Raw genomic sequence first — 15,546 nt, forward strand, 5'->3', positions numbered from 1 at the left:
TTATGAAGAATGACATTATGATGGATTACATCAGAGAACAGACAGAAATTATTGACAGGCTTTTAAAAAACAGAAAGCAGATTGTAAAACCCTTTGTAGAGCACTTGAAAAAGTATCCGGTAAAAAGGATTTATTTTAGCGGACATGGTTCACCGTATCATGTGAGCGTCATTTTAAAACCCATGATAGAACAATTGCTGCAAATAGAAGTGTCGACAGAAACGCCTACCCTTTTCAATTATCATGGGGCATATAATGTGAATGGCGTATATAAAAAAGAAGAAATGTTCTTGATATGCCCGGCGCAATCCGGAAGAACCAGCGGTCCCTATTATGCTGCTCTGCGAGCAAAAGAATTGGGAATTCCGAGCATGTGTATTACACTTCGCGAAGAGGGAAAACTGGCTGAGATTTGCGATATTGTAATAAAAAAAGATTCCGGAGAAGAAGAAAGCTTCCCGGAAACAAAAGGGCATATTACGTCTGTGACAACTCTGATGCTGGCGGTAATAGAGGCTGCACATGAAACTGGAAAAATGACGGAGCAGGTTTATGAAGAATATTGCGAAAAATTTTCTGAGCTCCCCCAGGCTTGCTTGCGCGCAGTAGATGCTACACTAAAATGGTATGAAACAAATAAAAAATATCTTTTAAAAGAGCCCAATGCGGTTGTAATTGGATATGGGGAAAATTATGGTACAGCACTGGAAGGCTCTTTGAAAATATTGGAAACTTCGTTGAAGATGTGTGTAGGATATGAGTGCGAGGAATACATGCATGGAAAAAACCAGATAGTGACAAATGAAAGTGTTCAATTTTTTATTTATACACCGTCGATTCCGCAGGAAATGGAAAGAATGAGTCGTCTGGTAAAATGGTGTCGTGAACGAAGCGAAGGTTGTTTTGTTTTATGTGATTCTAATTGCGAATTACGGGATGAGAAAGCCATCTCCTGGAAACAGGTTTGCTATCCGTATCTTTCCGCAATAGAGAACCATATTCCATTTCAGGTTATGTCTTATATGATAGCAGAAAGCCTTGGCTTAAGTACAATTGTTGCGCATTATGACACGGCGGGAAAAGAATTAGGAACAAGAATAGAGGAGTGAGATGTGAAATATATAGTAGCTTCGCATGGAAAACTTGCATCTGGATTTCAAGATACGGTTGAAATGCTTACACAATATAAGGAACTTTATGCAATCTGCGCGTACTGTGAGGAAGAATTTCCAGAAAATCTTTATAAATTAATAGAGAAATTTCCAGAGGAAGAAATTATTATTTTTGCAGATGTATTTGGCGGCAGCGTGTGCCGGGAAGCGCTGGAATTGATTCAAGAGAATGAAAGGATACATGTGGTTGCCGGAATTAATCTGCCGTTGATTTTGGAAGCGGTGATGGGAAATGCAACGGAAAAAGATTTGGACACGCTGGTAGAAAAAGCAAAAGAACAGATTGTACATGTAAAAATGGACTGAGAAAATGAAACAGGAATTCTTCTTAACAAACAGACAGTTGGATTACCTGGAAATTCTGTTAGAACAGACGGACTATATTAGCTCAATGGAGTTATCTAGACGTATAAAATATTCTGGCAGAACAGTAAAAATGGACATGAAAGAATTGAGACAGACATTGAAGAAATTCAATGTCTGTCTTGAGTCTAAAAGTGGCCTGGGTTATCGGCTGAAGGTAGAAAATCATAAAAACTATACATTTTTGAAAAGTATTATTCAAAAAGAACGAAAACAAATGATGGCTGTTCCATATGATACAGCGAAAAAGAGAAGACAAGCTATTTTGAAGCGACTTTTATTTGGTGAAAAGCGGATTACATTGGAAAAACTGTCGGAAGAATTGTTTATCAGTGCAAATACTATCCGGCAGGACGTGAGATACTTGGAGACGCAGCTGGGTAAATTTGGGATAAAATTGTGCGCAGCACCTTATAAAGGATATTATATTCTTGGCACAGAGGTGGCCAAAAGAAATTGCATATGTCTTTTTTTAAATGAAGAGAGTATAGCGCAAAAGTTACATATGGACTTGCGGGAACTGCAGAGAAAGAAAACCGAACTGAAAAATAATATTTCAGAAGAAGCGGAGAGACATCAAATTAAGTTAACAGATAATGCGATAGTTTTTTTGACGGATTATCTAAGCCTTGATTTTATAAATGATGAAACGAGTGAAGAGCCGGAGATAGAAATAACGTTAGGAACAGAATACAGATTTGCTGACAAAATTTGTAAGATATCGGATGATGTGTTTGAAGAAAAGGGAAAACATCGGGTTAAACTATTGGCGGGCATCATCTGCTGTAAGAAAAAATACGAGGCATATGAAATATCAAAAGAGATGTATGATATAGCTTTACAAATGATGAATAAAATCAACGACAAATTTCAGATAAAGTTCAAAAATTGGGGAAGAATGCTGGAAATGTTGGCGGGTCATCTGACGGGAATGTTCTGGAGAGAAAAGCTAAAGCTTTATGAAGATGTGCCGACATTGAAGAATATATTTTGTCACCAGGCCATAGCGGTAGATGTTGTAAATGAAGCGGTAAAAGCGTTGCCGGAAAGTAATTTAAATGAACAGGAGATAGGAGCGCTTGCGTTACTGTTTTCTATAGGGATGGAAGACTATGCTTCCAAAAAGAAAATATTGCTTGTAAATGATGGAACGTGGATAGAAAATGCATTTTTTGTTAACCACGTCAAAACAGCGTTTGGGGGATTGGTTGACAGTGTTGATGTTTGTTCGCGCTCCCAGATAAAACAAATGAAATTTACAGGAAATGAAATTGTGGTAAGCACCATAATGGTTGAGGAGGCAGCATCTTATGTAAGACAGGTACGTGTAGGGCAAAATATATTTTCGAATATAATGAATATATACCAGGCAATTACAGAAATACCGCAGGGTAGTTTTAATATTGATGAGATTATTGATGAAAACTGGGTATTGGAATTGGATGGTGTGAAAGAACGTTCCATATACTATGAAAAACTTTTTAATCATTTATGCGATAGCTGTACATTGGACTTGGAAGAAGCAGGGAAACTTTATAAAAGCATAGAGACATATGGACAAGAAATAGAAAATGGAATTTGTCTGGTGCGGGGTAGTGATTCTTTTGTGCGACCATTTATTCATTTTACATTTCTGAAACAACCGATGAAATGGAGAACCGAGCGGGTCTCTGTGATTATTTTTATTAATTTTTCTAATGAGGATTTTGTATACAGGAGCAATGTGTACCGTCATTTGAATTACCTTATAAGTAACGTGGAAAATGTTAAAAAAGTAAAGGAAAATCCGAAATTTAGTCTAATTTATAAGATGCTGCACATGAATTGGGTTTATGACAGGATTGATCTGATTGATAACAGTCAGTTACCTGCTTTTGAGGATGGATAAGGAATATAAAAACAGGAGAAAACAATGGCAATATTTGCACCATCACTGATGTGTATGAATCTGGGAAAATGAAAGAACAGTTTGAGATCATGGATCACTATGTGAAACTCTACCACGTGGATATTATGGATGGCCATTTCTGTAAAAATATGACATTTGCACCGGGTCCGCTCAAGAATTTTCGGTAATACACAGATACATCCTGATTGTCGGCAACGCTGGCCTTTTCAGTCTGGATCCAGATCTGGACATTGCCTGCAGGGAGATGGAGCGAGAGCTGAAGGAGAGCTTAGAAGCTTAGAAGATTTTAGAAAAACAGCCCGGGAAAGGGAATGGGTTCCCCCCTGCGGCGGCGTTCGTGAATTTTCCGAGCGTTTTGTACGCCCTGGCAGCAGCCGAAGGAGGCACTGTTCTAGGCCCTTTAGGGCCGAGTTTGCCGATCGGGTGCGAATAAGCCGGGTGTGCAAAATGCCGGAAAATTTGCGTTGCCGCCGCAGGGGGAACCCTTTTTTCTTCCCGTGGCGTCCGTTCTAATCTATTCTAATAATCCTCCTCGATCACCTGCACCTCCAGATAATCAAACTCAATCTGATCAATAAAACTATCCTGATAAAACCGTACCTTCGCCGTCCGCTTAAAATCCGCAATACAAGACTCCAGCCAAATGGGCTTACTCAGATCAAACTGGTGACAGATCTCATCCAGTGCGTTAAAGATTTTATGGGTCCGCGTCTCATCCGAAAAATCCTCAACCACCGTATCCATTAACATATGATTACTCTTAAATTCCCTTGCCCAGATCCGCATAAAAATTCTCCTATTTTTAAAAACATTTCTATAATAAAGAAAACACATAACAAAACACATGACAAAACGATAAAACAACACTTAGAGTATAAAGGCAGCCTTCCCATTTGTAAAGAAAGAATGGATAGAAAAGACAAATGCCCGCATATTAAAAACATGCTGAAAAATCCGAAAAAAACTCACAGAAACTCCGAAAAAGTCCTTGCTTTCAGCGAAAATCTATGTTATAGTATTACCTCGTGATATATTATTAAAATTCCTTGTTTCCCCCATAGTGAGGAAGCCAGAGACCAAAAGGAGGAAAAGCATGAACAAGTATGAATTAGCATTAGTTGTGAATGCAAAGGCAGAGGATGACGTCAGAACCGCTACCGTAGAGAAAGCGAAAGAGTATATCGCTCGTTACGGCGGTGTAGTGACAGAGGTGGAAGATTGGGGCAAGAAGCGTCTTGCTTACGATATCCAGCACATGAGAGAAGCGTACTACTACTTCATCCAGTTTGACGCTGACGCAACCTGCCCGGCAGAGGTGGAGAAGCACGTTCGTATCATGGAGAATGTCATCCGCTATCTGTGTGTTCGCAAAGACGCATAGAGACAAGGTTTTTAACCGAAAAAGTGGAGGATTGTTGGTATGAATAAAGTAATTTTAATGGGACGTTTAACCCGTGACCCGGATGTTCGCTACTCACAGGGTGAGAATGCGAGCGCATTTGCGAGATATACACTGGCAGTAGACAGAAGATTCAGGAGAGACGGAGACGCAACCGCTGATTTTATCGGCTGTGTAGCATTCGGACGTCAGGCTGAGTTTGCTGAGAAATATCTGCGTCAGGGCACGAAAATTGCGATTACCGGACGTATCCAGACCGGCAGCTACACGAATCGTGACGGACAGAAGGTCTACACCACAGACGTGGTTGTAGAGGAACAGGAATTCGCGGAGAGCAAGGCGGCAGCAGGCGAGCACGCAGGCGGCTTCCAGCCCCAGAATCATTCCAATCCGTTCCAGTCTGCACCGGCTCCTTCCGCAGCAGCGGGAGATGGATTCATGAACATCCCGGATGGCATCGACGAAGAATTACCGTTTAACTAACAATCGTGGAACAGAGATAAGAGTATAATAGGAGGTAAAAGCCATGGCTTACACAAAATCCGATAGAGGCGACGCTCCCATGAGACGTAGAGGCATGGGACGTAGAAGAAAGAAAGTCTGCGTATTCTGCGGCAAAGAGAATAACGAGATTAACTACAAGGATGTAGCGAAATTAAAGAGATACGTATCTGAGAGAGGAAAAATCCTTCCCAGAAGAATCACAGGAAACTGTGCAAAGCACCAGAGAGCTCTGACTGTAGCTATCAAGAGAGCACGTCACATTTCCCTGATGCCGTACGTAATGGACTAATCCGTTTACGGGAATCAGACCCCGCAGTCAAATTGGCTGCGGGGTTTTGTTATGAAAGAGGAAACTACATGATTCAAAAGAAAAAACTGAATCAGTTTTATATAGAACAATACGAGCGGGCAGGGCGCAAAAAGCCCAAGAAGCCGGTAAAAGAAGCAGGTATGCAGGCGCGCACCGCCAAGATTCGGAAGACGCTCCGAAGCGCCCGCCCCGGTCAGATCAACATCCGCACCCTGGAGGAGCTGCACCGTCAGCTGAAGAACACGGCTTCCTACGCCTACCGCAGAAATAAGGAAGAACTGATCAAAAGTCTGAATGAAGAAATGCTGCCGAGACTTATGGAACTGGACCTGGGTATGCTATTGGCCGAGCAGAAGGAAGGCCTGAACGGAGAATTCCTGGCCTGGGTGCGCCGGACCATGCCCTGCGCCATCTGCCAGGAGCCCATGTTCACCCTGTATCCGAAATTCCGACAGTATAAAGTGAAAAATAAAATTCTGGAGCTGGTCCCGGCCAGACCTGAAATGGAGTTCGCCGAGGTGCGGGAACTGTCCCGACATTTCGTGCTGCATATCGGCCCCACCAACAGCGGCAAGACCTTCCAGGCCCTGGAGCGGTTGAAAAAGGCGCAGAACGGAGCCTACCTGGGTCCCCTTCGTCTGCTGGCTCTGGAGGTCTACGAGCAGATGCACAGCGCTGGGATTCCCTGCACCATGCGGACCGGACAGGAGTGCATCGAGGAAGAGAATAGCAGAGTGACAGCTTCTACCATCGAAATGGCCGATTTTGATGAAAACTATGACATTGCAGTCATTGACGAAGCACAGCTGGTGGCAGATACGGATCGGGGGCATTCCTGGACGAAAGCGATCTTAGGGTTACGGGCAGAGGAGATTCATATCTGCATGAGCCCGGCGGCGGAGCATGTAATCTGTCATCTGATTCAGCTTTGCGACGATACCTTTGAGGTGCGAAGATATGAGCGCAAAACCGAGCTGATTTGCGAGGACAGGCCCTTTGCCTTCCCGGATGATGTACAGGAGGGCGACGCCCTGATTGCATTTTCCAAGAAATCAGTTTTGGATGTGGCTGGACGGCTGGAGGAAGCGGGTATCGCGTCCAGCGTCATCTACGGCAGCCTGCCGCCGGAGATCCGCCGGAGACAGACCCGGATGTTCAATAAGGGAAAAACAAAGGTGGCCGTAGCCACGGACGCCATCGGCATGGGCCTGAACCTGCCGGTGCGCCGAATCGTCTTCATGCAGACGGATAAGTTCGATGGCGTCAGCCGCCGTCCTTTGAAGATTCCGGAGGTCAAGCAGATCGCAGGCCGGGCGGGCCGTTTCGGCATCTACGACAAAGGCTATGTGAGCGCCCTGGGCGAGACTGAGCTGGAATTTATCCGGAGCCTCTATGAGGCCGGGGAGGAGCCTCTGACCCAGGTGAACTTAGGCTTCCCCCAGGTGCTGCTGGATATTGACGCGCCGCTGGATGAACTGATGAAGATCTGGTACTCTGTTACTCCATCGGAGCCCTTCGTCAAAGAGAACATCGACGAGGCCCTGTACCTCTACGAGCAGGCGAAACGTTACAAGAACCAGATTGACGGCTTTGAGAACAAGCATCTTGTATACAAGATGATCACCTGCCCTATCGATATCAAGGATCGCCGGGTTGTCATGCTCTGGCTGGATTACTGCAGAACCTACACGGCGGATGTGTCCCTGGAGAAACCGGCTTTCTACCGCGACCGCAAGGGCGGCATCGCCCAGTACGAGACCTATTACAAACAGCTGGACTTGTACTATCAGTTCTCCCGCCGCATGCAGAAGGAGCTGGACGAGGAATGGCTGGCCAAGCAGCGGGAAAAGACCGAGATGCGGATCATGAGTTACCTGACCCGCGGCAAACAGAATTATATCGCACGCTGCAAATACTGCGGCAGGCTGCTGCCGCTGGGATCACCGTTCCAGGTGTGCGACGATTGCTTTGGGAAGCGCTGAGGCGCTTCCTTTTTTTGTACTGTAAATTGGGTAGAAAGGCAAAAAAATTACAGATTGTATTTAGAAAAAGACAAGAAGAGACAAATTTAATACAGGTTATAATACAGATAAAGTTGTACTATAAATAGTGTTAAAAATGCAACAAACATAGATGGGAAATGGTGAAAAGTAACAAAATGACGAGGTTAAGCAAGGAAGTTGGAGAAATAAATTGGTTAATATAACCATATGTTGCGAACGAATGTTAAAAAACAACAAGATAAAACGGTTAAAACAATACAACTTGGTAAAAATAATTTGCTGTATTTTATTGCAAGTTATTTCCTGCCTGAATATAATAAAAACATCAACAAGGTTACGGACATAACCCAAGAAAAAAACAAAACAGGGAGGAAAAAACATGAACAAGCTTTTTAAAAAAGTGACTGCCACAGCACTGGCAGCGACCACGGTTCTGGGAATGACAGCCTGCGGCGGTTCCAAGGACACCACAACAGCAGACAGCTCCAGCTCAGCAGCAGCTGAGACTCCGGCAGCAGCAACAGACAACAAGGATATCAAGATCGGCGTTTCCATCTGGTCCTCTACCGACGTACTCGGTTCCCAGTGTAAGCTGATTCTGGACGAGGCAGCAAAGGCACTGGGCGTTCAGGTACAGTATGTTGACCAGGGACATGTATCCGAGAAGGTTACAGCTTCTGTAGAGCAGTTGGTAGCAGCAGGCTGCCAGGGTATCATCATCTGCAACTCTTCCGATACAGAGATGACATCCGCAATCAAGACCTGTAACGATAACAAAGTATATCTGGCACAGTTCTTCCGTGTAATCAGCAAGGACAACAGCGCAGACATCTATCAGATGGCTACCGATTCCGCTTACTACATCGGCGCAGTTCATGAGGACGAGCCGGCCAACGGCGAGGCACTGGTAAACATCCTTCTTGAGAAGGGCGACAGAAACATCGGTCTGATTGGCTGGGAGCAGGGAGATGCAACCTGGCTTGGAAGATGGGAAGGCTACAAAGCAGGCGTTGAGAAATGGAACGAGGCGAACCCGGATGACAAGGCTACCCTGTCTGAGCCGCAGTACGCAGGAACAACCTCTGAGGGCGGTTCCAAGGCAGCAGAGGCTCTGATGGCAGCAGACCCGAACCTGGATGCACTGATTCCGGCAGGCGGCGGCGGAGACCCGCTTCAGGGCGCTATCGCAGCTGTAGAGCGTGCAGGCAAGACTCAGGACATCGACATCGTATCCACAGACTTCCTTCCGGACCTGGGAGAGAGACTTGAGAACGGTTCCATGGCTGGTGAGTCCGGCGGACATTACTGCGACCCGCTTATCGCGTTCATGATGGTTTACAACGCAATCAAGGGTAACTACACAGATTTCGCAGGCAAGTTTGAGGACGTTCCGTTCCCGTACCTGTATGTATCCTCTGCAGATGACTACAAGGCATACGAGCAGTACTTCGTAGACCAGCTTCCGTACACAGACGAAGAGCTTGTAGCTATGTCTGAGCTGGATCTGGCAGGACTGAAGGAAGCAGCTGCTAAGGTATCTATCGAGGACGCAGCAGCTCGTGCAGGCAAATAAATTCTAAGGGCTTAGAGTTTGTAGGAGCCGGTGTCGCGCGGCGATACCGGCTCTTATTATCAAAAAAATGAGGTAAAGAGTATGGGTTCTAAAAAGCTGTCGGGAAGTACAAAGGGGTATCTGATTCTGTTGGGTCTGGTCGTACTTTCCTGGGGTATCTTTAAAGTACTGTCACCGCATAACTTCGGTTCCGCAGCCAACATGCTGAACTACTTTCAGGCCAGCCTGATTGCGACCGTGGGCGCGGTTGGATTCTATTTCGTAATGGTAATGGGAATGTTCGATTTCTCCATCGGAGCGAACATCATGCTTTCCGCTATCGTGGGATGCGTATTTGCAACAAAGTTTAATCTGGGTTATGTGGGCCTGATTGCAGGCTGCATTATCTGCGGCGCTATCGTAGGCGTGCTGAACGGTATCTTTTATGTAAAGCTCCGTATCCCGTCCATGATTGTTACCACCGGTCTGGCTCTGATTTACGAGTCCATCGCCAACTATATCGCAGGCGGCGTGGAGCAGACCCTTCCGGCAAACCTTCGAATGTTCGGACAGATGCCGGGCGACATCATCCTGGCAGTTCTGGCCTGTGTGGTAGCTTACATCTTCCTGAACTACACCAAAATCGGAACATATACATACGCCATCGGAAGCAACGAGTTCGTTGCCAAGAACATGGGTATCGATGTAAATAAATACAAAGTCCTGGCATTCATCCTGAGCGGTGCGTTCCTGGGCGTCATGGCAATCCTGACCATCAGCTATGGCTCTTCCATGGTGGCCGTTACCGGTATGGCTTCCATGAGCCGTAACTTCGTACCGACCATGGGCTGCTTCTTCGGTCTGGCGTTTAAGAAATACGGTATGCCGCTGCAGGCCATTGTCATTGGTGAGTTTGTCATCAATATTATTTTCTTCGGTTTTATCGCTCTGGGCGCACCGACTGCTATCCAGGACGTTATCACCGGTCTGGCACTGCTGATTATCATCACCCTGACTACCAAGGTAACCAAGGGCGAAATCGTGAAGTAATCCAAGGAGGAGAATGCAATGAGTGAAGTAAGATTACAGGTTAAAAATCTTTGCAAGTCCTTCGGTATTACGAAGGCGGTACAGAATGTATCATTTAATGTAAATAAAGGCGAGGTTCACGCGCTGATTGGTGAGAACGGATCCGGTAAATCCACACTGACCAACATGCTGACCGGCATCTACAGCATCGACAGCGGTACCTTCGTACTGGATGGAAAAGAAATTCATCCGAAGAACCAGGTGGAAGCCAATGAAGAGGGCGTATCCATCATCGTACAGGAGCTGGGAACTCTGTCCGGCCTGACCGTAGCGGAAAATATTTTCCTGGGCCATGAGGACCGTTTCGTACACTTCGGAATCAAGAATACAAATGCCATGAACAAAGAGGCCACCGAACTTCTTCATAAATACGGTTTCGACAGAATTAAGGCCTCTGATATCATTGATAATTACAATTTCGAGGACAGAAAGCTGGTTGAGATTGTAAAGGCAACCTATTTTGATCCCAAGATCGTAGTCATCGACGAAACCACCACAGCTCTTTCCCAGGAAGGACGTGAGGAGCTGTATAAGCACATGAACCGTATCCGTGAGAGCGGCAATACCGTTATCTTCATCTCCCATGACCTTCCGGAGATTCTGGATAAATCCGATACCATCACCATCCTGCGTGACGGTGTATACATTGACACCGTAAAGAGTGCGGATGTGACCGAGGACGACCTGAAGCGCCTGATGGTAGGCCGTGAGGTAACCGGAGATTACTACCGTGCGGACTACGGCGAGAAGGTATCCGACGAAGTAGTTCTTTCCGTAAAAGATGTGACGGTTCCGGGACTCATTGAGGATGTATCCTTCGACCTGCATAAGGGTGAAATCCTGGGCTTCGGCGGACTGTCCGAGTCCGGTATGCATGAGATTGGAAAAGCCATCTTCGGCGCTTCCTATGACAGAACGGGTAAGGTAGTTCTGGCGGACGGAACCGAGATCAACGATATCCCGACTGCAATTAAACACAGTATCGCGTATACTTCCAAGGATCGTGACAATGAGTCCGTAGTCCTGAATCAGAGCATCGGCGACAACATCTGTCTGCCCTCGCTGGATGAGCTGGCTGGTAAAACCCACATGCTCAGCGATAAGAAACTGAAGGAGTTCTCCAACAAGTTCGCGAAGCAGATGTCCGTCAAGATGGTCAATGTGGACCAGTTTGTATCCGATCTGTCCGGCGGTAATAAGCAGAAAGTTGTACTGGCCAGATGGATTGGAAAGGATTCCGACATCGTCGTGCTGGACAGCCCCACACGAGGAATTGATATTAAGGTAAAACAGGATATCTATCAGCTGATGAACCAGATGAGAAAGAACGGAAAATCTATCATCATGATTTCCGAGGAGCTGATGGAGCTGATTGGTATGTGCGACCGTATCATAATCATGAAGGACGGTAAGCTCAGCGGCGAGCTGGAGAGAAGTCCGGAGCTGGATGAGAACAGTCTGATTACGATGATGGTATAAGGAGGCAGTTATGGAGAATCAAGTAAAGACAAATACAGAACAGAAAGAGCAGCAGCTCAAAAAATTATCAAAGATGTCGATGATCCGCGCCCTTCTGCCGATCGCAGGACTGATTGTAGTATTCCTGGTATTCAACGTTCTGACCAACTTCAGAATGATGAATAACATGTCTCTTGTACTTTCTCAGGTATATGTTACAATGATCGCGGCAACAGGCGTATTCTTTATCATGACCATGGGCGGCCTGGACTTCTCCCAGGGCTCTATCCTGGGTATCGCATCCATCGTAGTATGTATGCTGTCCAAAATCAGCATCCCGCTGGCTATCGTAGGCGGTATTGCTGCAGGCGCGGCTATCGGGGCCATCAACGGATACTTCTATGTATGCCGGAAAATTAAATCATTCATCGTAACGATTTGTACCATGTTCCTGTTCAGAGGCTTTATCAAGTACCTGACCACCAATGCGCCGGTCACCGGCTCCGCGCTGCTTATCAACTATGACAGCACAGCGCTGAAGGTTATCTGCACCGTAGTGGTTTTGGTTATCGGTTTTGTACTGTTCCGTTTCACCAAGTTCGGAACCTATTTAAAGGCCATCGGAGCAGGCGAGAAGGCGGCTATGTTCTCAGGTATCCGTACAGATAAGATGAAGTTTCTCATCTATGTGCTGGCAGGCGCCATCACCGGTTTCGCCGCATTCATCAACGTTATCAAGGTCGGTTCTGTAACCTCTTCCGGCGGAAATCAGCTGGAGACACAGATCCTGATTGCGCTGGTACTGGGCGGCATGCCGATCTCCGGCGGCGCGAAGGTAAGATTTGAGAATATTATTGTAGGTTCTCTGCTTTACATTGTGCTGAACAGCGGACTGACCATGATGGGCTTCTCCACACAGATGATGCAGCTGATTCAGGGCGTTGTATTCCTGGTATTCGTGGCTGTATTCGCGGACCGTCAGTCTCTGCAGGTTATCAAATAAATCATTACGGCGGAAATACGAGACAAAAGGCGGGGGACAGATATGTCAAAAAAAGGAAGCGCACACAGCCAGGATCTGCTGAAATATCAGAAATTGTATAACTGGTGCAGAACGCTGATTACGAGTGGAGTCATCAAAAATAAAGATAAATTTCCCTCGGAAAATATTCTGCAGAAAAAGTTCGGGTATTCCCGGCAGACTGTACGGACGGCGCTGAATCAGCTTGAGGAGGACGGTCTGATCGTCCGCGTCAAGGGAAGCGGAACCTATGTATCTTATGAAAATAAAAATGAGGATAAGGGAAAGCCGCGGGTTGGACTGATTCTGAGCTATTTTTCCGATTATCTGTTCCCGAGAGTATACGACGGAATTGAATCCGTCATGACGGAAAAGGGTTATGAAATTGATGTGGCGGTGACGAAAAACCGTTTGAATGATGAGGCTATGTATCTGGAAGGACTGCTCTCCAGCAACCTTTCCGGGCTCATCATAGAGGGAACGCGTTCCAGCTTCCCAAACCCGAATATCCGTCTCTACAATGAGATTCGAAAGAGAAACATACCGACTCTGTTCATCCATAATCACTATCCGAACCAGAAGTTTGACAGTGTGGAAATGTCGGATGCCCGGGCGGGCTACGAGGCAGCGAAAATTCTGATTCAGAACGGCCACCGGAGAATCGGAGGCATTTTCAAATACGATGATATGCAGGGGATGGAACGCTATAAGGGTTTCATTGAGTGCCTGTCGGATTATGGCGTAAAGTTTGACGACGATTGGATTCGCTGGTATTCCACCAAGGATATGGAGGAGAAGCTGAGCAAGAAGGGGCTGATGCGGATGTACCGCAGAACCAAGGACTGCACGGCAATGATTCTCTATAACGACGAGGTGGCCGAGCACTATATGGAATTCCTGGAGGACAGAGGTCTGAAGGTACCGGATGATATGTCACTGATTTCTTTCGATGACGCGGAGCTGGCCCAGAGCGGGGATGTGAAGGTGTTATCGGTCGTCCATCCCAAATACAATCTGGGACGTGTCACAGCACGGAATCTGCTCCGCATGATGGAGGATCCGGACTGGCAGAAAAAAAACTATTCTCACCGTTTCCCGGTTACGTTTAACGACGGAAATTCGGTCAGGGATATACGCGGCCAGGATTAAACCCTGACGCGCGGGAACATGAAAGTTGGTAAATATTTCAGGAGGTAAAGAGAAATGAAAAAACTTTATTTTGTAGTAGGTTCTCAGGATCTGTACGGCGAAGAGTGCCTGAAGCAGGTAGCGGCAGACGCCCGTGAGATGGCAGAGTTCCTGAATGAGAAGCTGGAAGGAATCGCGGCAGTGGAAGTACTTCCCACCGTAGAGACCTCTGAGATTTGTATCGAGGATATGCGTAAAGCGTCCTGTGACGATGACTGCATCGGCGTCATTACCTGGATGCACACCTTCTCCCCGGCCAAGATGTGGATCAAGGGACTGCAGGAGCTTAGAAAGCCCATGCTTCACCTGCACACACAGGCCAATGAGAAGCTTCCGTATGACGACATCGATATGGACTTCATGAACCTGAACCAGGCAGCACACGGCGACCGTGAGTTTGGCTTCATCGTAGCAAGAATGGGTATTCCCCATGAGGTGGTTGCAGGATACTATAAGCATGACGACGTAGTAGCGAAGATCAAGAGATTCGCGCAGGTAGCAAAGGCTATCAACTACTCCAAGTCCCTGAAGGTAGCTTCCTTCGGAAATAACATGAGACATGTGGCAGTTACCGACGGCGATCGTGTAGAGAGCCAGATCAAATATGGCTGGGAGTGCAACTACTATGCGCTGGGCGATGTGGTAGACATCATCAATGAGGTAACAGAAGAAGAAATCGACGCGAAGATGAAGGAGTATACGGATAAGTATACCATGGAGACAGACCGTATTGATTCTGTTCGCGAGCAGGCAAAATACGAGGTTGGCTTCGAGAAGTTCCTGAAAGAGAACGGCATCGGCGCATTTGCGGACACCTTCCAGGATCTGCACGGCCTGAAGCAGCTTCCGGGTATCGCGGCACAGAACCTGATGGGCAAGGGCGTTGGCTTCGGACCGGAGGGAGATTATAAGATTGCAGCTCTGTCCGCAGTTCTGATGCAGATGGCAGAGGGACGCGAGGGAGCAACCGGTTTCATCGAGGACTACACCTATGACCTGACCGAGGGTCAGGAGCTGGAGCTGGCTTCCCATATGCTGGAGGTTCCGGTAGCCTTTGCTGCTACAAAGCCGGAGATCGACGTGCTTCCGCTTGGTATCGGCGGAAAAGAGGATCCCGCAAGACTGATCTTTGACGGTGTAACCGGAGACGGAATCCAGGTAACCATGGTAGACATGGGCGACCGCTTCCGCATCATCTGCGCGGACATCGAGCTTGTAAAACAGCCGAAGCCCATGCCGAAGCTGCCGGTAGCCAGAATTATGTACCGTCATAAACCGAACTTCGCCATCGGTACCGCAGCATGGTGCTACGCAGGCGGCGCTCACCACTCCGTAGTATCCACCGCGCTGACCAGAGACGACATTGCCATGTTCGCCCGCCTGACCGGCACCGAGCTTGTCACCATTGGTGAAGACACCACAGAAGCAGATCTTCAGAAATTTTTCATGAAATAAATAACAGGCAATACGATTAGAACCCATATTGCAGGAAACGCCGCCGGATCCGGGAGGATTCGGCGGCGTTTCTGATTTGCGCTCTATCCTTGTAAAGTACCGCCCGGATGTGCTATAATAGGA

Annotated in this window: 16 protein-coding genes; 15 read left to right on the plus strand and 1 reads right to left on the minus strand. The window is 46.8% G+C overall.

Features of this window, described 5'->3' with window-relative positions; all coding sequences use genetic code 11:
• Positions 1–2 precede the first annotated feature (2 nt).
• The 4 genes from ACESZP_RS07765 (at position 3) to ACESZP_RS07780 (ending at position 3,611) form a co-directional block, all read left to right on the plus strand.
• Positions 3–1,109 carry an SIS domain-containing protein gene (locus ACESZP_RS07765; RefSeq protein ID WP_178038387.1) on the plus strand — a complete coding sequence of 369 codons (1,107 nt, stop codon included), beginning with the start codon at positions 3–5 and terminating at the stop codon, positions 1,107–1,109.
• A 3-nt stretch (positions 1,110–1,112) separates the two neighbouring features.
• On the plus strand, positions 1,113–1,478 hold the full coding sequence (locus ACESZP_RS07770) for a PTS sugar transporter subunit IIA domain-containing protein (protein WP_178038386.1): 366 nt from the start codon (positions 1,113–1,115) through the stop codon (positions 1,476–1,478).
• Positions 1,479–1,482: 4 nt separating this feature from the next.
• Complete coding sequence (locus tag ACESZP_RS07775) at positions 1,483–3,423, plus strand: BglG family transcription antiterminator (RefSeq protein WP_499708641.1); 1,941 nt, start codon at positions 1,483–1,485, stop codon at positions 3,421–3,423.
• A gap of 68 nt (positions 3,424–3,491) precedes the next feature.
• On the plus strand, positions 3,492–3,611 hold the full coding sequence (locus tag ACESZP_RS07780) for a hypothetical protein (protein WP_499708643.1): 120 nt from the start codon (positions 3,492–3,494) through the stop codon (positions 3,609–3,611).
• 352 nt (positions 3,612–3,963) lie between these two features.
• On the opposite strand, the gene ACESZP_RS07785 is transcribed toward ACESZP_RS07780, so the two are convergent.
• Positions 3,964–4,230, minus strand: a complete 267-nt coding sequence (locus ACESZP_RS07785) for a hypothetical protein (RefSeq protein ID WP_499708645.1) — start codon at positions 4,228–4,230, stop codon at positions 3,964–3,966.
• A gap of 307 nt (positions 4,231–4,537) precedes the next feature.
• On the opposite strand from ACESZP_RS07785, the gene rpsF reads away from it, so the two are divergent.
• From rpsF to araA, 11 genes are all read left to right on the plus strand, one after another.
• Entirely contained in the window at positions 4,538–4,825 is a 288-nt protein-coding gene (gene rpsF, locus ACESZP_RS07790; protein ID WP_158365092.1) for a 30S ribosomal protein S6, read from the plus strand.
• Positions 4,826–4,864: 39 nt separating this feature from the next.
• Entirely contained in the window at positions 4,865–5,326 is a 462-nt protein-coding gene (locus tag ACESZP_RS07795) for a single-stranded DNA-binding protein (RefSeq protein ID WP_499708647.1), read from the plus strand.
• Between the two features lie 43 nt (positions 5,327–5,369).
• Positions 5,370–5,636: a 30S ribosomal protein S18 gene (gene rpsR, locus ACESZP_RS07800; protein WP_158365090.1), complete on the plus strand. Its 267-nt coding sequence runs from the start codon at positions 5,370–5,372 to the stop codon at positions 5,634–5,636.
• A gap of 68 nt (positions 5,637–5,704) precedes the next feature.
• Positions 5,705–7,639: an SUV3 family DEAD/DEAH box RNA helicase gene (locus ACESZP_RS07805; RefSeq protein ID WP_499708649.1), complete on the plus strand. Its 1,935-nt coding sequence runs from the start codon at positions 5,705–5,707 to the stop codon at positions 7,637–7,639.
• 228 nt (positions 7,640–7,867) lie between these two features.
• Positions 7,868–8,056, plus strand: a complete 189-nt coding sequence (locus ACESZP_RS07810) for a hypothetical protein (protein ID WP_499708651.1) — start codon at positions 7,868–7,870, stop codon at positions 8,054–8,056.
• Positions 8,040–9,233: a sugar ABC transporter substrate-binding protein gene (locus ACESZP_RS07815; protein WP_499708653.1), complete on the plus strand. Its 1,194-nt coding sequence runs from the start codon at positions 8,040–8,042 to the stop codon at positions 9,231–9,233. The genes ACESZP_RS07810 and ACESZP_RS07815 overlap by 17 nt, the downstream gene beginning before the upstream one ends.
• A gap of 81 nt (positions 9,234–9,314) precedes the next feature.
• Positions 9,315–10,262 (plus strand): ABC transporter permease subunit, encoded by a 948-nt coding sequence (locus ACESZP_RS07820; protein WP_178038381.1) that lies wholly within the window; start codon positions 9,315–9,317, stop codon positions 10,260–10,262.
• Between the two features lie 18 nt (positions 10,263–10,280).
• A complete protein-coding gene (locus ACESZP_RS07825; RefSeq protein WP_499708656.1) occupies positions 10,281–11,780 on the plus strand; it encodes a sugar ABC transporter ATP-binding protein in 1,500 nt (499 codons plus the stop codon).
• A gap of 10 nt (positions 11,781–11,790) precedes the next feature.
• Positions 11,791–12,762, plus strand: coding sequence for an ABC transporter permease (locus ACESZP_RS07830; protein ID WP_499708658.1), 972 nt, complete (start codon positions 11,791–11,793; stop codon positions 12,760–12,762).
• A 42-nt stretch (positions 12,763–12,804) separates the two neighbouring features.
• Positions 12,805–13,929, plus strand: coding sequence for a GntR family transcriptional regulator (locus ACESZP_RS07835; protein ID WP_499708660.1), 1,125 nt, complete (start codon positions 12,805–12,807; stop codon positions 13,927–13,929).
• Between the two features lie 54 nt (positions 13,930–13,983).
• Positions 13,984–15,423 (plus strand): L-arabinose isomerase, encoded by a 1,440-nt coding sequence (araA, locus tag ACESZP_RS07840; RefSeq protein ID WP_499708662.1) that lies wholly within the window; start codon positions 13,984–13,986, stop codon positions 15,421–15,423.
• Positions 15,424–15,546 lie beyond the last annotated feature (123 nt).

The organism is Candidatus Dorea massiliensis AP6, from assembly GCF_964245105.1.
GTDB lineage: Bacteria > Bacillota > Clostridia > Lachnospirales > Lachnospiraceae > Laedolimicola > Laedolimicola intestinihominis.